General features: G+C 65.3%; 21 protein-coding genes. 15 read left to right on the top strand and 6 right to left on the bottom strand.

Going from position 1 to position 17,000, the window contains the following annotated elements:
* Positions 1-320: 320 nt before the first annotated feature.
* Positions 321-608 carry an IS30 family transposase gene (locus AC5RU9_RS15415; RefSeq protein WP_494017114.1) on the bottom strand — a complete coding sequence of 96 codons (288 nt, stop codon included), beginning with the start codon at positions 606-608 and terminating at the stop codon, positions 321-323.
* Between the two features lie 132 nt (positions 609-740).
* On the opposite strand from AC5RU9_RS15415, the gene AC5RU9_RS15410 reads away from it, so the two are divergent.
* Entirely contained in the window at positions 741-956 is a 216-nt protein-coding gene (locus AC5RU9_RS15410) for a hypothetical protein (RefSeq protein WP_494017113.1), read from the top strand.
* Positions 957-1,055: 99 nt separating this feature from the next.
* Here AC5RU9_RS15410 and AC5RU9_RS15405 read toward each other — a convergent pair whose 3' ends face one another.
* Genes AC5RU9_RS15405 through AC5RU9_RS15390 form a run of 4 tightly spaced genes read right to left on the bottom strand, consistent with a single transcriptional unit; the run spans position 1,056 to position 4,279 of the window.
* On the bottom strand, positions 1,056-1,445 hold the full coding sequence (locus AC5RU9_RS15405; protein ID WP_494017112.1) for a flagellar assembly protein FliW: 390 nt from the start codon (positions 1,443-1,445) through the stop codon (positions 1,056-1,058).
* On the bottom strand, positions 1,442-2,329 hold the full coding sequence (flgL, locus tag AC5RU9_RS15400) for a flagellar hook-associated protein FlgL (RefSeq protein WP_494017111.1): 888 nt from the start codon (positions 2,327-2,329) through the stop codon (positions 1,442-1,444). The genes AC5RU9_RS15405 and flgL overlap by 4 nt, the downstream gene beginning before the upstream one ends.
* A gap of 3 nt (positions 2,330-2,332) precedes the next feature.
* A complete protein-coding gene (gene flgK, locus AC5RU9_RS15395) occupies positions 2,333-3,766 on the bottom strand; it encodes a flagellar hook-associated protein FlgK (RefSeq protein ID WP_494017110.1) in 1,434 nt (477 codons plus the stop codon).
* Between the two features lie 30 nt (positions 3,767-3,796).
* Positions 3,797-4,279 carry a flagellar protein FlgN gene (locus tag AC5RU9_RS15390; RefSeq protein WP_494017109.1) on the bottom strand — a complete coding sequence of 161 codons (483 nt, stop codon included), beginning with the start codon at positions 4,277-4,279 and terminating at the stop codon, positions 3,797-3,799.
* A gap of 229 nt (positions 4,280-4,508) precedes the next feature.
* Here AC5RU9_RS15390 and AC5RU9_RS15385 point away from each other — a divergent pair, with 229 nt between their 5' ends.
* The 4 genes from AC5RU9_RS15385 to AC5RU9_RS15370 all read left to right on the top strand — a co-directional run bounded on the left by AC5RU9_RS15385 (position 4,509) and on the right by AC5RU9_RS15370 (position 7,548).
* Positions 4,509-5,345 carry a flagellin N-terminal helical domain-containing protein gene (locus tag AC5RU9_RS15385; protein ID WP_283091489.1) on the top strand — a complete coding sequence of 279 codons (837 nt, stop codon included), beginning with the start codon at positions 4,509-4,511 and terminating at the stop codon, positions 5,343-5,345.
* Positions 5,346-5,451: 106 nt separating this feature from the next.
* Complete coding sequence (gene fliD, locus AC5RU9_RS15380; RefSeq protein ID WP_494017108.1) at positions 5,452-6,834, top strand: flagellar filament capping protein FliD; 1,383 nt, start codon at positions 5,452-5,454, stop codon at positions 6,832-6,834.
* Entirely contained in the window at positions 6,831-7,277 is a 447-nt protein-coding gene (gene fliS / locus AC5RU9_RS15375; RefSeq protein ID WP_494017107.1) for a flagellar export chaperone FliS, read from the top strand. Before fliD ends, fliS begins: the two co-directional genes overlap by 4 nt.
* On the top strand, positions 7,264-7,548 hold the full coding sequence (locus tag AC5RU9_RS15370) for a hypothetical protein (RefSeq protein WP_211712804.1): 285 nt from the start codon (positions 7,264-7,266) through the stop codon (positions 7,546-7,548). The genes fliS and AC5RU9_RS15370 overlap by 14 nt, the downstream gene beginning before the upstream one ends.
* 1 nt (position 7,549) lies before the next feature.
* On the opposite strand, the gene AC5RU9_RS15365 is transcribed toward AC5RU9_RS15370, so the two are convergent.
* Positions 7,550-8,776, bottom strand: coding sequence for an amidohydrolase (locus AC5RU9_RS15365; protein ID WP_494017144.1), 1,227 nt, complete (start codon positions 8,774-8,776; stop codon positions 7,550-7,552).
* Between the two features lie 92 nt (positions 8,777-8,868).
* On the opposite strand from AC5RU9_RS15365, the gene AC5RU9_RS15360 reads away from it, so the two are divergent.
* From AC5RU9_RS15360 to AC5RU9_RS15315, 10 genes are all read left to right on the top strand, one after another.
* Positions 8,869-9,531 (top strand): cyclodeaminase/cyclohydrolase family protein, encoded by a 663-nt coding sequence (locus AC5RU9_RS15360; RefSeq protein ID WP_494017106.1) that lies wholly within the window; start codon positions 8,869-8,871, stop codon positions 9,529-9,531.
* A gap of 113 nt (positions 9,532-9,644) precedes the next feature.
* Entirely contained in the window at positions 9,645-9,986 is a 342-nt protein-coding gene (gene flgB, locus AC5RU9_RS15355; protein ID WP_211712807.1) for a flagellar basal body rod protein FlgB, read from the top strand.
* Complete coding sequence (locus AC5RU9_RS15350; RefSeq protein ID WP_494017105.1) at positions 9,986-10,378, top strand: flagellar basal body rod protein FlgC; 393 nt, start codon at positions 9,986-9,988, stop codon at positions 10,376-10,378. The genes flgB and AC5RU9_RS15350 overlap by 1 nt, the downstream gene beginning before the upstream one ends.
* Positions 10,378-10,677, top strand: a complete 300-nt coding sequence (gene fliE, locus AC5RU9_RS15345) for a flagellar hook-basal body complex protein FliE (protein ID WP_494017104.1) — start codon at positions 10,378-10,380, stop codon at positions 10,675-10,677. Before AC5RU9_RS15350 ends, fliE begins: the two co-directional genes overlap by 1 nt.
* Positions 10,677-12,311 (top strand): flagellar basal-body MS-ring/collar protein FliF, encoded by a 1,635-nt coding sequence (fliF, locus tag AC5RU9_RS15340; protein ID WP_494017103.1) that lies wholly within the window; start codon positions 10,677-10,679, stop codon positions 12,309-12,311. Before fliE ends, fliF begins: the two co-directional genes overlap by 1 nt.
* Entirely contained in the window at positions 12,308-13,336 is a 1,029-nt protein-coding gene (gene fliG / locus AC5RU9_RS15335) for a flagellar motor switch protein FliG (protein WP_309990117.1), read from the top strand. Before fliF ends, fliG begins: the two co-directional genes overlap by 4 nt.
* Positions 13,326-13,943 (top strand): FliH/SctL family protein, encoded by a 618-nt coding sequence (locus AC5RU9_RS15330; RefSeq protein ID WP_494017102.1) that lies wholly within the window; start codon positions 13,326-13,328, stop codon positions 13,941-13,943. The genes fliG and AC5RU9_RS15330 overlap by 11 nt, the downstream gene beginning before the upstream one ends.
* Positions 13,940-15,277: a FliI/YscN family ATPase gene (locus AC5RU9_RS15325; protein WP_494017101.1), complete on the top strand. Its 1,338-nt coding sequence runs from the start codon at positions 13,940-13,942 to the stop codon at positions 15,275-15,277. The genes AC5RU9_RS15330 and AC5RU9_RS15325 overlap by 4 nt, the downstream gene beginning before the upstream one ends.
* Positions 15,274-15,699, top strand: a complete 426-nt coding sequence (locus AC5RU9_RS15320; RefSeq protein WP_211712814.1) for a flagellar FliJ family protein — start codon at positions 15,274-15,276, stop codon at positions 15,697-15,699. Before AC5RU9_RS15325 ends, AC5RU9_RS15320 begins: the two co-directional genes overlap by 4 nt.
* Positions 15,696-16,367, top strand: coding sequence for a C40 family peptidase (locus AC5RU9_RS15315; RefSeq protein WP_494017100.1), 672 nt, complete (start codon positions 15,696-15,698; stop codon positions 16,365-16,367). Before AC5RU9_RS15320 ends, AC5RU9_RS15315 begins: the two co-directional genes overlap by 4 nt.
* Positions 16,368-17,000 lie beyond the last annotated feature (633 nt).

Raw genomic sequence — 17,000 nt, 5'->3', positions numbered from 1 at the left:
GGATCGGACCGATGCGCCAAGTCTGGACTAAGACGGTCGCGGACTCTGATTTGAAGCTGGCCACATGGATGTCCACTTTTACTCTATGGTGTTGCTCGGTTAGTACGGCAGTACGTTGTGCTCGCTTGGTGTCATACCTTTTCCCCTAAGGGGATCCCCTTACGGGACACCCAAACTGGACGCTATCGCGATACTCTCGCTGGCTCAGCAACATTGTGCGCTCTTGGGGCGTGATTCAAGGTGGCAGTGGCGTGATACGTCGCGAACTTCTCAGATGCGGTGAGCCAGTCCAGGACGGCCCTGGGACGGCTGTTGATCTCCTAAGCGGCGAACAGCACATCAGTCGGTTCGACTTCGCTTGAGTCGTCTCCCTTTCGAAAGTACTGACGAAGAAGACCATTGGCGTTTTCGTTCGACGCCCGCTGCCAGGGGCTGGCCGGATCGCAAAAGTATACGAGCATGCCCAGAGCAGCCGTGACCTCGGCGTGCTCAGCCATCTCAGATCTCCGGTCCCATGTCAGTGTCCTCCGTAACGTAGCTGGCATACTTCCGAAGGTCTCGATGAGCTGGTCCCGCATGTTGTCGGACCTGTTTCCTGGCCTACGCACGAAGCAACACCTCTTTCAGTAGGTGTTGCGACGTTGGTTAGAAACCGCCCTGCATCCGAATCTGAGCAAAAGGGTCGACGTAGGCACCAAGAGCGAGGAACATTAAGGGACAGCCGTTGAAGGAGGTTGGGTATGTGCTACGCGTACTATGACGACTTCGAGCGGCGCACGAATAAGGACTCCGCGCGCAAGCCCGAGACACACACGTCTGAGCCAGTCAAGGAAACAGAAGCCGCAGCAGGGAGCCGTCCACGGACGGAAGGAACGCTGTGGACCTTCCTGGCCCGCCGTCGCAGGGAATTCGAGGTTTCCGAACCGAAGATCGACCGCATCCGCGAGAAAGTCTAGGCATCATCCTGGACTGAATCGACCAACTGATCCACTGAAAGGCGCTGCCCCGGCAGCGCCTTTCCGCTGCGCAAACCGTGTCAACAACCTGCCGGGACACTACACCTGGCGGGCCAGCTCTGCCCGGAGCGGATACACGGCGCCGTCCAGGATCACTTGGAGGCAGGTGCCTTCCGCATTGACCAGGAGGGGTGCCATGAGGTTCACGGTGGTCTTTTCCGGAGCCGGGTTGACCACCACCAGGACCGTCGCGTTGGCAACACTGGCAAGTCCCAGGGCCGCCAAGGACGCCGCCGGAATGGCCGGCTCATAGTCCGGAACGTACACGGAGGCATCAGCTACGAACATCCGCACGCGCGGCTCTTCCACTTCCAGCGCGTAAAGACCTTCTGCGCCGGCGATGCCGCGCAGGGAGAATCCGTCGGCTGCTTCCAGCCCCGGCATGGGGGAGGCGAAAGCCAGGGTGTCGAACGCCAGTGCTGTGCTCATCGGAGGAAGTCCATGAGTGTCGGCTGGAGCACCTTGGCCGAAACGGCGAGTGCCACCTGGTAGTTGGTTTCCTGCAATTTCAAATCCATGACCGCCTTTCCCAGGTCCATGTCTTCCACACGGGACCTTTGACTTTCCAGCGTAGCCTTCATCCCCTCCAGCGAATCCTGGGCCTGCCCGAGCCGCGTTTGCCGCATGCCAACATCCGAGCGGCCATCGATCACGGCCTTGATCCGGTCGCCGATCGCGGCCAGCCGGGCGTTGGGATCGGCGCCGGAACGGATATCGGTGACGACGTCACTCACCAAGGCGAAAACGGAGCCGGCGCCATCCCCAAAGATCGCACCGCCGTCGGAATCCACGCGCACCGTCCGGGCGGCGTCAACGCGACGTTCCACGGAACCACCTCCTGCGCCCACGTACGTCGGGGGAGTGGTGTTGGTGAACGCGCCCACGGTGTCCGAACTGCCGGCGAAGACGTTGCGGCCCAGGTACTGCGTATTGGCCTGGGTCAGCAGGTCCTTGCCCAGGCCTTCGATCTCGACGGCGATGGCCTCCTTGGCGCTGCTGTTGAGGGTGCCGTTGGAGGCCTGGACCACGAGGTCGCGAACGCGGTTGAGGATGTTGGTGGACTGTCCCAAAGCCGTGTCCGCAGCAGCGAGCCAGCCATTGCCGTCGCTGATGTTGGAGCCGTATTGCGTGGCCGCGCTGAGCTGGGCCCGCATGGCGATGGCTTGGGCGGCACCCGCGGGGTCGTCGGATGGGCGGCTGATGTTCTTCAGGGTCTGGGCCCGTTCCTGCAACTCCGCGAGCCGGGATTGGGCGGTCTGGAGGTTCCGCTGCGCGGAGGCTGACATCATCTGGTTGGTGACGCGATTGAGCACGGCTTACCTTCCCACCAATCCGGTGCGGTTAATCAGGACATCCAGGGCTTCGTCGATAGCGGTCATGACGCGCGCCGCAGCCTGGTAGGCGTGTTGGCTGGCGAGAAGTGCGACGTTCTCCTCATCAAGGCTCACCGAGGCGGCAGAGGAACGCTGCCCGACGGCGGCGACACTCGCCGCGTCTGCCAGTTGCGAGTGCTGCTGGGCTGACCTGGAAGCCATCCCAATCCCTGCCACCACTCCGTTCCAGAAAGTGTCCGGCGCGTCCGGCTTCGAGCCGATTTGGGCCACGGCGTCCGCGATGCTGCCGTCCAGGGAGCCTGCACCAGGTGCGCCGGTAGCGATTCCCGCGGCACTGGTGGGAACCACCCGGAGGGACAGTGCGACGGGGACGCCGGGCGTGCTGGTGAAGAAGTCCAGGTTTCCCGCACCGCTGGCCGTCTGGCCTGTGCGGTGGACTGCATTGACGTCGTTCATCACCTGGGTGGCAAAGGCGTTGTAAGCCGCTGCTGCTTCGGCGATCGCGCCCCCCGTTCCGGCTCCCTTGCTTCCCGCGGCCGCAGGGGCCAGGAGCGAGACCGCTCCGGCGAGTTGGCCGCCGTCGAGGTTTACCGCCAGACCCGAGCGGTCCGCCCACTCCAACTGAACCGGCTGTCCGGGGCCGCCCATGGAGGTTTGTCCCGCCAGCGTGAGCGCGCGGTGCGACGTCCCCGATACCAGGGCGTTGCCACCGATGAACACGTCCGCGGTGCCGTCCGGATTCTCCCGGACGGTGCCGCCCGCCAGCGCAGCTATGGACTCGGTCAGCTGGTTCCTCGTGTCAATGAGTTCGTTCGCGGAACCCCCTGAGGCCAGGACCGAGCGAATGGTGGCGTTCAAGTCGGCCACCCTTCCTGCTGTGTCGTTCAGTTCTTCCACGGTGGCCGAGGTTTCACCCCGCACCCGGCTCCACTGGGCGTCGAGCGCTTTGTAACCGGCCGAGACCGTTTCGCTGAGGGTAGCGGCCGCTTCAAGCAGGACCGACGCCGGAGCGGATTCGCCGGGGTGGTTGGAGACTCCCTGCCATGATGCCCAAAAGGTGTGCAACGCCGTCGAAATACCGTGCGGCCCGGGTTCCTGCAGTGTGTCTTCAAGCCGTTGGAGTTCCGTGGACCGGATCCCGGTAAAGCCGGACTGGGCACCGGTCCTGCGAACCCCGGCGTCGAGGAAGCTGCTGCCGAGCCGCGCGATACCGTCCACCGAGACGCCTTGGCCGGCCTGGCCGGTAGCCGGGTTCAGGCCAATCGGGGCGGGTGCGCCGATGGCCGACTGGTCCAGCCGTTGGCGGGTGTAGCCGGGGGTGGTGGCGTTGGCGATGTTCTGGCCGGCCAGGTTGATGGCCTGCTGTGCCGCGGTGAGGCCGCGGTAGGCCGTGTTGAGTCCGCCGAAAGTGCTCACGTGAAGATGTCCTTTTCGCTGAGTGGACGGTCAGAATTGCCGGTCGACCAGGTGCGCGGCCGATCGGTCCCCGGTCCGGCCGTGGGAGTCGTAGGTTCCGGCCGCGGGTTTCAGGTCGGCAAGTGTTTCCTGGGTGGAACGGACGGCTGCGCGCAGGAATTGTTCATTGGAATCGCGGAGTTCCTTGATGGCCGCTGCCTGCTGGCGCATCGCCGTGACATGGGACGTGAGGACCTCGGCCCAGGCGGGATCCGGCGCTGCGGCGGCCAACTCGGCCAAGGAACAGTCCTGGGAGACACCCCATTGCGCGGCGACGGCCGCGATCTCCACCGTACGGGCCAGGCCGGCCTGGGAAACGCGCTCCAGGACCTGCTCCACTTCCCTGGTGCCGTGGGGCAGCCAACGGGACTTGCCTGCTGTCAGGAGCAGTTGCTCTTCTTCGAGCTTGAAGGTCAGGAGATCGAGAAGTTCGCGCTCGCGCCACAGCAGGGCTGACAGTTCATGGATGGCCACAGGGGGTCAACTCCAGTTCAGGTCGGTATCGGGTGCGGTTGTGATGGCGTACCTCCCGCCAACTCCCCTTTAGCTATCGGCCGATGGCCGGCTGGGGTTAGGCGGCGTGGTCCCTGAATCTTTCCTTGGGATTTTTCCTAACGGGTCCGCGATGGCCAGTCGATAGTGCTGTGTGACGGCCCACGGATGGGCTGTTGCACAGTAAGTCCACATCATGGAGGAAAACAACATGGGCATGCAGATCAACAACAACCTGATGGCGAACAACGCGTACCGCAACCTGAACGCCACCCAGGACACCCTGTCCAAGTCGATGGAGAAGCTCTCCAGCGGCTTGCGCATCAACCGTGCTGCAGACGACGCAGCCGGCCTTGCCATCTCGGAAGGCCTCAAGTCCCAGGTCAGCGGCTCTGCAGTAGCAGCGCGCAACGCCCAGGACGGCATCAGCCTCATCCAGACCACAGAAGGTGCCCTCAGCGAGGTTCACTCCGTACTGCAGCGCATGCGCGACCTCGCAGTCCAGGGTGCATCGGACACCAACAACACCGCAGCACGTGGTGCCATCAAGGATGAAGCGGATTCGCTGGGCAAGGAGCTGGACCGCATCACGCAGTCCACCAACTTCAACGGCATCGACCTGCTCAAGGGCGGTTCCAAGAACATCCAGGTAGGCACCGCTGGTACTGCCAACGACACCATCTCCGTCAACCTCGGCGATGTTGCAACGGCTGCGGGCACGCTGTCCTCGGCCACCGGCGCCACCGGCTTCGACGTGAGCACCAACGCCGCAGCCCAGACCACGATCACCGCGATTGACGCAGCGATCACCACGGTCTCCGCACAGCGCTCGGACCTTGGCGCTAACCAGAACCGTCTGGACCACGCGATCAAGACGCTGAACGTCTCCGGCGAAAACCTGCAGGCCGCACAGTCCCGCATCGCCGACACGGACATGGCAGCTGAAATGGTCAAGTACACCAAGGCCAACATCCTGTCCCAGGCCGGCACCGCGATGCTGGCCCAGGCAAACCAGTCCGGCCAGGGTGTCCTGTCCCTCCTGCGCTAAGCCTTCACAGCATTTAGCCGCATGAGTCGACGGCGGCCGACCAGGCCCCATCCTGGCCGGCCGTCGTCGGACACCCAGTTATACGAGCCTTCCGGAAGGGACACGCGTGGGAACAGCAATCGATGGCCTTGTCAGCGGCCTCAAAACCACCGACATCATCAACTCGTTGATGTCCGTCGAAGCCCTGCCGCAGACCCAGCTCAAGACCAAGCTGGCGTCCAACCAGACCATCATTTCCACGCTGCAATCCTTCAACACCAAACTCACGGCGCTGAAGGACCTCTCGGCGGCCGGGACTGTTGCCGGTGCCCTGAACCTGTTCACCGCAACCAGCAGCTCACCTGCCATCACCGCGAAGACCACGACGGCGGCCGCCGCCGGATCGATCGACCTGACCGTGACGCAGCTGGCACAAACGCAGGTCAACGTCACGGCGGCCATGACCTCCTGGCCGTCCAACGCCGGCGTGCCTGAACGGCTGACGATTGTCGATTCCACGGGTAAGAAGACCGAGATCGCCCCCTCAGGGACTTCCTTGGATGACGTGGTTTCTGCGATCAACGCAGCCTCGGCCGGCGCGCACGCCGTGAAGGTTCCCGCCGGCAACGGCAGTTACCGTCTGCAGCTGACTGCCACCACTGCGGGCGCGGCAGGTGCCTTTACCGCCTACCAGGGAACCTCCGCGCAAGTGGGGGACGGCACCGCGGTGGACCTGATGGCGGACCCAAGTGCCGCCGTCGTGAAGTCCGCCCAGGATGCCAAAGCCACACTGTATGCCGGCACGCCGGCCGCGCAGGTCCTGACGTCCGGGACGAATACATTCGCGGACGTTCTTCCTGGCGTTTCGGTCACGGCCACGGCTGTGACCACCGGGCCTGTGACCGTGACGGTGGCCAGCGACGTTCCCGGGATCACCACGAAGGCCGAGGACCTGGTCAAGTCGGTGAACGATGTCCTGGGGTTCATCGCCATCTACTCGGCCGTTTCCAAGACCACGGATGCCAAGGGCGCCACAGTGCCCAAAGCAGGAATCTTCACCGGCAACAGCACCGTCCGCGCCGTCAACGACCAAGTACTCACAGCACTGTCCCGGCCTATCGGCGGGAAGTCGCCCTCCGAGTATGGAATCAACATCACCAAGGCCGGCGACTTCACCTTCGACGCCGACAAGTTCGCGAAGTCCCTCGCAGCAGACCCCGCCGCCACGCAAGCAGCCGTTCAGGGGCTGGCTGCCAGGCTCGCCGAGGCAGCCACCGCGGCAGCTGATCCGTACAAGGGCGCGGTGTCCGGCCTGATCAAAGGCCGCGAATCTGAAGTACGCGACCTTGGCAACAGAATCGCCGACTGGGATCAGCGCCTCATTACCCGCCGCGCAACCCTCCAATCCGTTTACACCAACATGGAGGTGCTGCTCGGCGGCCTCCAGTCCCAGTCGGCGTGGTTGTCCGGCCAAATTTCCAGTCTCTCCAAGCAGTCTTCAGGAGCATGATGTCTCTCCGCGCCCAGCAACTTTCCCGGTACAACGACGACGCCGTCCTCTCGGCACCTCCGGCGCGTCTGCTCACCATGCTTTACGATCGGCTCCTGCTCGACCTCAAACGCGCCCAGCTGGCGCAGGAAAGCAGCAACTGGGACACGGCCCGGGAGAACCTGCTGCATGCCCAGGCGATCGTGGCTGAGCTGCGCTCCACGCTGCGCACCGATGCCTGGGATGGCGCGGCTTCACTCGCGAGCATCTACGACTACTCCATGGAAGCCCTGATCGGCGCCAACATTTACCGGGACGTGGAACGGACCAAGGAGTGCATCGGCCTTCTGGAGCCGCTCCGCCAGGGCTGGCACGAGGCCTCGGCTGCATTGTCGGCTGGCGCTCCGGCTTCGTCAGTTGCTGCGGCCACGGCTTCGTCAGGCAGGGCCCTTGGAGTCGCTTGAGGCCTGGTCCGCGATCCTGGACGGTTTTGAACACGACATTGCCGCTGCCGTTTCGGGCGGTCCGGCAGCGGGGTGGGTGCCGCCGGCAGACGCCGGTCCCTTGCCCGCTGCCCTGGCCGACCGCGCCCGTCGGGTCCTTGATGCCCAGGCGGACGCGGTGGCCATCCTCACGCGGTTAAAGCACGACGCCGGCACGCAGCTAAGTGCCATCGACGCCGTTCCTTCGGGTTCGGCTTCGGACAGGCCGCTGCTGCTCGACGTGCGCGGCTGACCTAGCTGGGGGCGGTACCGAGAAATTCGCGGGCCGCCATGACCAGCGCTTCCGTTCCGCGCTTGAGGGTTGGCTGGATGACGGGCGCAAAGTACGGGGAGTGGTTGGAGGGGATGTCCTCCGGCAGGCGGCCCGTAGTGGCGAACTCCTGGAAGAGTGCAGGGTCCGCTCCGCCCAGGAACCAGAACACCAGGGGAGCATCGGCGGCCTTGGCCAAAGCTCCCACGTCTTCGCTGCCGGACACCGGTCCCGGATCGATGATGTGCCCTTCGCCGAAGATTGCCTGGAATGCGGCTTTCACCCGTGCGGCAGCGGCTTCATCGTTGACCGTCAAGGGGAAGTGCTCCTCGTAATGGAACTCCGGGTCCTTGGCAGCACCGGAAGCGGTTGCTTCGCTCTGGATAATCCGTTCGATGGAACCCAGGATCCTATCCCGGGTGGTGTTGCTGAAGGACCGCACACTGAGTCCAAGGCTCGCTGTCTCGGGGATGATGTTGTTCTTGGTTCCGGAATGGATTTGTCCCACCGTCACCACTGCTGAGTCGCTGGCGGCGAGTTCCCGTGAAACGATGCCCTGCAACCGGACCGTGGCCGCGGCAGCCATAAGGACCGGATCAACGGTGGTTTCGGGGCGGGAGCCGTGGCCGCCGCGTCCGTGCAGGGTCACGTTGAGGGAATCCGCGGATGCCATGGTGACGCCCGGGCGGATGCCGAACCATCCGGCGGGGAACGGCGCCACGTGCTGGCCCAGGACGACATCGGGCTTCGGAACCTGGTGGTAGAGGCCGTCCTCCACCATGGTTTGGGCGCCCCCACCCCATTCCTCGGCAGGCTGGAACACCGCAATCAGGGTGCCTTGCCATTCCTGCCGCTGCCCCGCCAGTGTTTCGATGGCCCCCACCAGGCAGGTCACGTGCACATCGTGTCCGCAGGCGTGCATGACGGGAACGTCCTTGCCCTCATGATCGACGCCTGTCGCCGTGCTCGCGTAATCCAGGCCGGTGGCTTCCTTGACGGGAAGAGCGTCCATGTCCGCACGGAGCATGACCACAGGGCCGGGGCCGTTCTCCAGGACACCCACCACGCCTGTCTTTCCCACGTTGCGGTGCACGGTGAAGCCAAGATCCTGGAGGTGTTGGGCGGCGGTCCCGGCGGTCCGGACCTCCTGGAAGGAGAGTTCAGGATGCGCGTGCAGGTCTTTGTAAAGCTCTTCGAGGTCAATGGTCATGGGTTTGCCCTTTTCTTTCGACGTCGTCGGTACGGCCAGTGTATCGATGCGAAATCCACGCATGCTGGGAAGCCAAAGGGCAGACTGGTGCCATGAATGATTCCGGGTCAGTGACTACGCAGGCATCCACCGTGGAAGCGTGGACGGAGGCCCTCGCCCAGTCCACGGGCTCGCCCGGCGGTGGCGCGGGAACCGGGGTGATGCTGGCCATCGCTGCGTCGCTTACCTCGATGGTGGCCGGATACACGGAAGCTGAGGGGGAGCAGGAGTCCAGGTTGGAGGAGTTGCACGGGCGGGCCAAGGCACTGCGCGAAACGGCACTGCGGCTGGCCGACGACGACGCTGCCGCATCCAAGGCGTTCGGCGCCGCCTTCCGCTTGGATCCGGGACCGGAACGCGACGAAGCAATTCACCGGGCATCCGTTGACGCGGCCAAAGCATCGGCTGTCCTGGGCGAGCGGGCCATCGAAGCTATCGAGGACCTCGGATGGCTTGCTTCGCACGGAAATCCGGCGCTTATCGCCGATGTCGTGGTTGCTTTCGGGGCGCTCAGGGCAGCGATTGCCGGTGCCAGGACCAACGTCAGTTTCGACCTCGGCTCGCTGACGTCAGCCGGTGCCGACCTGGAGCAAGTACGGGAGCAACACCCCACGCTATGGGACACGGTCACCCGGCTCAGCACAGCCCTGGACCGCATCGACGAACTGACGGCCAGCGTGGACACGAAGGCCGCACCGACACAGCGCCAAAAATAAGTCGAAGTATTCTCCTAACGGGTTCGCAGGCGCTGCCGATAACTGTTGCTGAGCAGGGATCGCTCGATGCATGGCCACGGATTGGCCTTAGGACACCACCAGGTGAGGACTTTGTGCTTGAATCCGTGACATCCGCCGCCTTGGCCAGCGCCTTGGACGCGCTTTCCTTGCGCCAGCGGACCATCGCCAACAACATCGCGAACGTCAACACACCCAATTACCAGGCCAAAAGAGTGTCCTTCGAAGACCAACTGGCCGCCTCGGTGCGTTCAGGCGACGGCAACGTCAATGCCTCCATCACCCCCTCCGATGAGCCCACCCGGACCGACGGCAACAACGTCAACCTCGACACTGAAACCCTCTCCAACATTGACACCGTGCTGCGCTACCAATTCGCCTCAAGGGCAGTGGCCGGCGAATTCACGTCCCTCCGAACTGCGCTGAGGACCAACTAATGACGTTTGACGCAATCGGGATTGCCGGTTCCGCACTGACGGTCCACCGCAAATGGTTGGATGCAGTCTCGGACAACCTCGCCAACATGAACAACGCGTCCCGAACCGACGGGCAAGCGTTCCGTGCACGCTACGTCGAGGCCGCGGAGGGCACCAACGGTGACGGTGTGTACGTCAAGAGCACACCGTTGGGAAATGGCGAAGGCCGGATTGTCTACCAACCGGACCACCCCTTGGCCGATGCCAACGGCAACGTCCGGTACCCGGACATCGACATGGCGGAGCAAATGGGCACGTTGATCATCGCCCAACGCGGCTACCAGGCCAACGCCCAAGTGGTTGACCGTGCGCGCGAAACATACCTTGCGGCCCTTGAGATAGGAAAATCCTGATGGCCATCGGCCCCATAGCAGCGATCCAAGGCGTGAGCGGAACCGGCTACGCAAGCCCGGCAGCGCCAGCCACCACCGGCGGCGACTTCGGAGCCGCGCTGACCGGCGCCGTCGACAATTTGCAGTCCCTGCAATCGGCGTCGAAGGAACTGGCCGTGTCCGCGGTGACCGGCAACCTGGACGACATCCACAAAGCAACCCTTGCATCCACCCGCGCGCAGGTGACCTTTGAACTGGTGGCCGCCGTCCGGAACAAAGGTATTGACGCGTTCAACGAGATCATGAGGATGCAGGCCTGATGCCACCGGCGATTTCCCGGTTTTTCCGCAAGCTCGGCAGCGGTGTCCAGGCGTTCAGCCCCGCCCAGCGCACCCTCGCCATCCTGGGCGTGGCCGTGCTGGTGCTTGGTGGCGTCGCCCTGACGGCATGGCTGGGAAAGCCCGCCTACTCACCACTGTTCTCCGGTTTGAAAGACACCGACGCGAACAGCATCGTGGAGCAGCTCCGGAAAGACAACATCCCCTACGAGCTCAGCAACGGCGGTTCCACCATCCTGGTCCCGGAGGACAAGGTGTACGACGAACGGCTGAAGGCTGCCGCGGCAGGGCTCCCGTCCGCTGCTGCCACCGGATATTCGCTGCTGGATAAATTGGGCGTCACATCCTCCGAATTCCAACAGTCCGTCACCTACAAAAGGGCGCTGGAGGGCGAGCTGAGCACCACGGTGCAGGCGATGGACGGCGTGAAGAGCGCAGCTGTCCGGCTCGCCATTCCCGAAAAGTCCGTGTTCGTGGACAAAACCCCTGAGGCCACGGCGTCGGTGTTCGTTGAAACCCAGCCCGGCACCACCCTGTCCGCTGACAAGGTGCAGGCCATTGTGCACCTGACCTCTGCGGCCATCGAAAACCTCAAACCAACCAACGTTTCGGTGGTGGATTCCCAAGGCAACGTCCTCTCCACCGTGGGCGGCGGTGCCACAGGTTCGTCCTCCAAGCAGGCTACCGACTACCAGCAACGCACCTCGGATGCCGTCAAGGCAGTCCTGGACAAGGTGGTGGGCCCCGGCAACGCAACCGTCGCCGTCGCAGCCGATGTCACCGCCGAGTCGGCCCAGCAGCGCAGCGAAACGTTCACGCCCGCCGCCAACACTCCGGCACTCAGCGAGTCCACCAAGACCGAAAAATACACGGGTACGGGTGGCGGCGCCGCGGGCGTCCTCGGCCCGGACAACATCGCCGTGCCTGGTGGCACCAACGCCAACGGATCTTACGATTCCAGCGATACCACCAAGAACAACGCCGTCAACAAAGTCACCGAAGACCGGACCATCCCGCAAGGGGCCGTGAAACGCCAGACCATCTCCGTGGCGATCAACCAGGCCGCCGCTGGAGGGGTGAACGTTGACTCAGTGCGTGCCTTGGTCACCTCAGCCGCAGGGATCGATGCCGGACGGGGTGACGTGGTCACCGTTGAGGTGCTGCCATTCAGCACCGCGGCCGCAGACAAAGCCGCCGAAGCACTCGGTGCCGCGCAAGCCGACGCGGCGGCTGCCAAAGACGCAGCCCTAATGAACACCCTCATCCTGGCAGGCAGCATCATGCTGGCAGCCATCGCCTTGATCGTGGTTGTGCTCATCACCCTCAAACGCCGCCAACGCCGCGAGCCCGTGGACCTGGGCGAGCGGATGGACTACGACGCCCTCCCGGAAGCCCTTTCGACGGCGGCCCTCACCGGCCCGCCGACCACCGCGATCGAGCTGACCTCCATCCAGCCACAGGCCCCGGTCCAACCCACCCCGGCCCTGCCGCTGCCAGGCTCCGAGGCTCTCGACGGCGAACTGAAGCGCGCCCAAATCGAAGCCATGGTGGCCGACAACCCGGCACGCACCGCCGAGTACCTGCGCGGACTCATGGATGAAAGGCAATCCGTATGAGCCAGGTGGTCCCCGAAGCCTCGGCCCTGAACGGGGTGCAAAAAGTAGCGGTGGTGCTCATGCAGATGAGCCCGGCCAGCGCAGCCGCCGTCATGGCCCAATTCTCCGAATCCGAAGCCGAAGACATCGCTGCCGAAATTGTCCGGCTCCGCCGTGTGTCCTCCGTGGTCGCGGACCATGTGATCAACGAATTCCACGGCCTGGCCGTCAGCGGACGCCGCACTGCCCGCGGCGGCCAGGAATTCGCCGTCGGGCTCCTCGAAGCGTCCTTCGGCGCGGACAAAGCCGCCGGGTTCATGGACCGGCTCGCGTCCACCATGGCCGGGAAGTCGTTTGAGTTCCTGGAAATGATGGACCCCGGGCAAATCCTGGCTCTGATCGATGGCGAGCTCCCACAAACCATTGCGCTCATCCTCGCCCACCTGCGGCCGGGGAAAGCCTCCGCCGTCATGGCGGGTCTCGGCGACACCCAGCGCATCGATGTTGCCCGCAGCATCGCCACCATGGGTTCAGCTTCGCCGGAAGCCGTAGGGATCGTGGCCGAGACCCTCAAAGCCAGGGCCGGCGCGGTCATGTCGCAGCGGAAGTCCAACGAGATCGTCGGCGGCATCCAACCGCTGGTGGACATCATCAACCGCTCCGACATCACCACCGAACGCTCCGTCCTTGACGGCCTGGGCACGCTGGATCCCGAGCTCGCCACGGAGGTCCGGGCACGCATGCTCACCTTCGTGGACATCGTGAAGCTGGAACCGCGGGACATCCAGCGGATCCTCCGCGGAGTCAGCGCCGACATCCTGGCCGTGGCCATGAAGGGCGCCCCCGCCGTAGTGCTGGATACCGTCCGGGCCAACATGTCCGGCCGCAACCTGGAAATCCTCGAGTCCGAGATGGCCGCCTCCGGTCCCGTTCGCGCCTCGCAGGTGGAAGAAGCCCGCGCGGAGATCGTCCGGTCCATCCGCGAACTCGAAGCCGAAGGCGCGATCGTGGTCCGGCGCGGGGACGAGGACGACTTTGTCTACTGAGCCCTTCACCCGCGTCACATTCCCCTCCGTGAGCCCCACCGACCGTTCCAACGACATCGATCGGGGCTTCGTCCAAGGCCACGCGGCTGGCTACGCCGCCGGCATACAGGCAGCCGCAGCCGAACACCTCCAGCTCCAGCAGCGCTTGCGGGCTGAACACGAAGAAATGCTCGACGCCGGCCGCACTTCCCTGGCCCGTTCGGTGGAGGTCCTTCAGGCTGCAGCACAGGCGGCACAGCAGCGCCAGGAAGTCACCCTGGGCCAGATGCAGGACGTGTTGGCGGCCAGTGCGCTGGAACTGGCCGAGGCAATCCTCGGACACGAGCTCGCCCACGGCGCGGATACGGCCCGGGCGGCACTGAACCGGGCCCTGGGAGCCGGCGGCAGCACCGCCGTCGAACCCGTCACTGCAGTGCGCCTCCACCCACGCGACATCGCAGTACTTCAGGCCTCAGGTGTCGCGGACATTGCCGGTGTGGAGCTGAAAGCCGACGCCACGCTCAGCCCCGGCGACGCCATCGGGGAGTATCCAAACGGATGGATTGACGCCCAAATCAGCACCGCGCTGGACCGGGCAAGGCGAACCCTGCTCGAGGTCCAACAGTGACGGCCTACCGCCCCCACGCCGACCGCTTCCGTGCAGCGCTGGCCGCCTCCGCCCCCCAACGCGTCGGCACCGTGACATCCGTGCTCGGGCTGGGACTGGAGATCGCCGGGCTGCACTGCGCGGTGGGCGAGCTTGTGACGGTCGGCTCCGGAACGGAAGCGCTCGACGCCGAAGTGGTCGCCTCAGTGGGTGGCACAGTGCGGTGCATGCCCCTGGGCCGGTTGACCGGTGTCGCGGCCGGGGCATCCGCACGGGCCGCGGGGTCTCCCATGCTTGTACCCACCGGCGCCGGGCTGTTCGGCCGGGTGCTCGACGCGCTGGGCCGACCCATCGACGGCAAGGGCCCGCTTCCGCCCTCCCGCTTGGTGCCGTTGGATCAGGAAGCACCGAACGCCATGAGCCGCGCCCGCATCGACACGCCCCTGCAAACCGGAGTCCGCGTCCTCGACACGATGACCACCCTGGGCCGCGGCCAACGCATGGGGCTCTTCGCCGGCTCCGGCGTGGGAAAGTCCTCGCTGTTGTCCATGGTGGCCCGAGGCACCGACGCCGAAGTCTCCGTGATCGCCCTCGTTGGGGAACGCGGCCGTGAAGTCCGCGAGTTCCTGGAAGACGACCTCGGCCCCCAAGGGTTGGCCCGCTCCGTAGTGGTGGTTGCAACCTCCGACGATCCCGCCCTCATGCGGCTCCGGGCCGCCGTCACTGCCACCCGCATCGCCGAGTCCTTCCGCGAAGCCGGCAAGGATGTGGTGCTCATGATGGACTCCCTCACCCGCGTGGCCATGGCCCAACGCGAGATTGGCCTCTCCGCAGGCGAGCCGCCAGCGACACGCGGCTACCCGCCGTCGACCTTTTCCGTCCTGGCTCGGCTCCTGGAACGCGCCGGCACCGCAGAAACGGGCTCCGTCACCGGCATCTACACCGTTCTGGTGGACGGCGATGACCACAACGAACCCATCGCCGACGCCGCCCGCTCCATCCTGGACGGACACGTGGTCCTGGACCGGAAACTCGCCGTCACCGGACACTTTCCCTCCGTGGACGTACTGGGCTCAGTCTCGCGTGTGGCCTCCAAAGTGAACCCTGCCGCGCACACCGCGCTCGCCGTCACCCTGCGGCGCGTCCTGGCGGCGAGGCGCGGCGCCCAGGACCTGATCGACGTCGGCGCGTACCGGCACGGCAGCAACCCGCTGGTGGACGCAGCCCTTGACCACGAGGCCGCGATCAACCAGTTCCTGCGTCAGCCGATGGGCGAATCGACGCCCAACAGCTGGTCGTGGGACGCGTTGGCCCAGCTCACAGCAAACCTTGGACACCTTGAAGGAGCGGCGTGAACCGACAATTTTCCCTTGCCGGGCTGTTGAGGCTGCGGCAGGCTGAACAAACGTCCGCGGAAAGCGGGCTGGCCGCAGCCAACTCACGATCAGCGTCACTGCGCGTCCGGCGCGCGGAAGCCCGCGAGGTGCTTGCCGATTCGGGCGGACACGCGGGGGATTCGGCGTCGTTGCTGGCCATCGCAGCGGCACGGGCGTCCTCGCAGAGCATGCTCGCCGAACTCGATGCCCTGGTAGCCAGCGCCGAGGCGGACGCCGACGCCGCCCGCGCCGAATACACCGAAGCCAAGCGCAGGGCGGTGGGGCTGGAGAAGCTCGAAGTCCGTCACGACGCCGCCTTCGTTGCCTCACTGCTGAACGCGGAACAGGGCGTCCTGGACGAGATCGCATCCACCTCCTGGCACAGGAAGGCCACCCCGTGAGCGTGACCGACGCCATCGGCCGGATCCAGAACATCGAAGCGTCCCTGCAGCAGCTGACTTCACCGGCCGCCCGTTCTTCCGTGCCCTCTACCTCCTCCGCCTCCTCCGCCTCCTCAGCGTCCGACGCCGCGTCCTTCGCCTCCGCGCTGAGCAGCGCAATGGGCACGTCCTCCTCCCTTGCTTCGGGCCTGGGTTCCCTGTTGCCGGCTGTCGGCAGTGGAACGGCTGCGAGCGCGGCTGTTGGAAGCACGACGGCGGCCAGCGGGGCGGCGGCAGCCGGCACCAGCGGCCGCACGGCGTCCGGTGACGCCGTGGTTGCAGCAGCCAAGAAGTACATCGGTGTGCCCTACGTGTGGGGAGGAACCAGCCCGGCAGTAGGCATGGACTGTTCCGGCTTCGTGCAAAGGGTTTTCAAGGACCTCGGCGTGGAGCTGCCCCGCGTGGTCAGCGACCAGATGCAGAAAGGTACCCCCGTGGCCTCACTGGCCGAAGCGAAGCCCGGGGACCTCCTTGTCAGCTACGGCGGCGAGCACATCTCCATCTACCTGGGCAACGGGAAAGCCATCGACGCACCCGTGCCCGGGCAGACCATCCAGATCCGGGACGCCTGGGAAAAGTACTCCAACCTGACCTCGATCCGCCGGATTATCCCGGCCGGGGTGTCCTGATGTCGTCGGTGGTTGGGGGTTCGGCTGGTGGGCCCGCTGGGCGTGGAGCCTTGGCTGCGGCGGGTTCCGGGGCATCCCGTGCTGAAAACGGTGGGGGAGTGCACGGCGCGGGAAGTGCTGGCGCCCGCCGTGCCGGGCTTGCGGGCTCCGGCGGCGGGACGTCGAGCGCTGGGGCGTTTGACGCAGTGATGGCTTCCGAGCCGGTGCCAGGTTCCTCTCCCAACGATGCACAGCCTTCGCTGGGCGCGCAGCGGTCTCGTGGTGCGCAGCCGTTTCCTGGTGCGCAGGGATCTGACGGGTCCGGGCCGTCTCTGGGTGCGCAGCCGGCCACGTCTCAGCTTTGCCACGAAATGGACGGGCTCGCGTCCAGCCCGGACGCGGATCCTGTTGCCCAATTCGACGCTCCGCTGCCCATGAGGCGGTCCCAGCCATCGAATCCGCAACGAATCATCGAATCGGATGAGCCTACGGCCGGTCTGGCTGCTCTTGTCGCTCCGTCGCCCGCCCAATTCGATGCCTCGCTGCCGAGTGTGCCGAACGCACGGCACGATTCGCAGCAAGCCCCCGAATCGGGCGTACTCGTGTCTGCGGGGCCCGCTGATGTTTATGTGGCCGACGGAGTGTCGGGATTGG

The organism is Arthrobacter sp. B0316-5-4, assembly GCF_059090325.1.
Note: the sequence above shows the minus strand (reverse complement) of the source record. Positions and strands in the feature narration are given on the sequence as shown.

Coding starts and splice junctions, on each gene's coding strand:
- AC5RU9_RS15365 (WP_494017144.1), bottom strand. CDS start 8,776: ATGACCATTGACCTCGAAGAGCTTTACAAAGACCTGCACGCGCATCCT.
- AC5RU9_RS15405 (WP_494017112.1), bottom strand. CDS start 1,445: ATGAGCACAGCACTGGCGTTCGACACCCTGGCTTTCGCCTCCCCCATG.
- AC5RU9_RS15360 (WP_494017106.1), top strand. CDS start 8,869: ATGAATGATTCCGGGTCAGTGACTACGCAGGCATCCACCGTGGAAGCG.
- fliS (WP_494017107.1), top strand. CDS start 6,831: ATGATGTCTCTCCGCGCCCAGCAACTTTCCCGGTACAACGACGACGCC.
- fliF (WP_494017103.1), top strand. CDS start 10,677: ATGCCACCGGCGATTTCCCGGTTTTTCCGCAAGCTCGGCAGCGGTGTC.
- fliG (WP_309990117.1), top strand. CDS start 12,308: ATGAGCCAGGTGGTCCCCGAAGCCTCGGCCCTGAACGGGGTGCAAAAA.
- AC5RU9_RS15410 (WP_494017113.1), top strand. CDS start 741: ATGTGCTACGCGTACTATGACGACTTCGAGCGGCGCACGAATAAGGAC.
- AC5RU9_RS15385 (WP_283091489.1), top strand. CDS start 4,509: ATGGGCATGCAGATCAACAACAACCTGATGGCGAACAACGCGTACCGC.
- AC5RU9_RS15350 (WP_494017105.1), top strand. CDS start 9,986: ATGACGTTTGACGCAATCGGGATTGCCGGTTCCGCACTGACGGTCCAC.
- fliE (WP_494017104.1), top strand. CDS start 10,378: ATGGCCATCGGCCCCATAGCAGCGATCCAAGGCGTGAGCGGAACCGGC.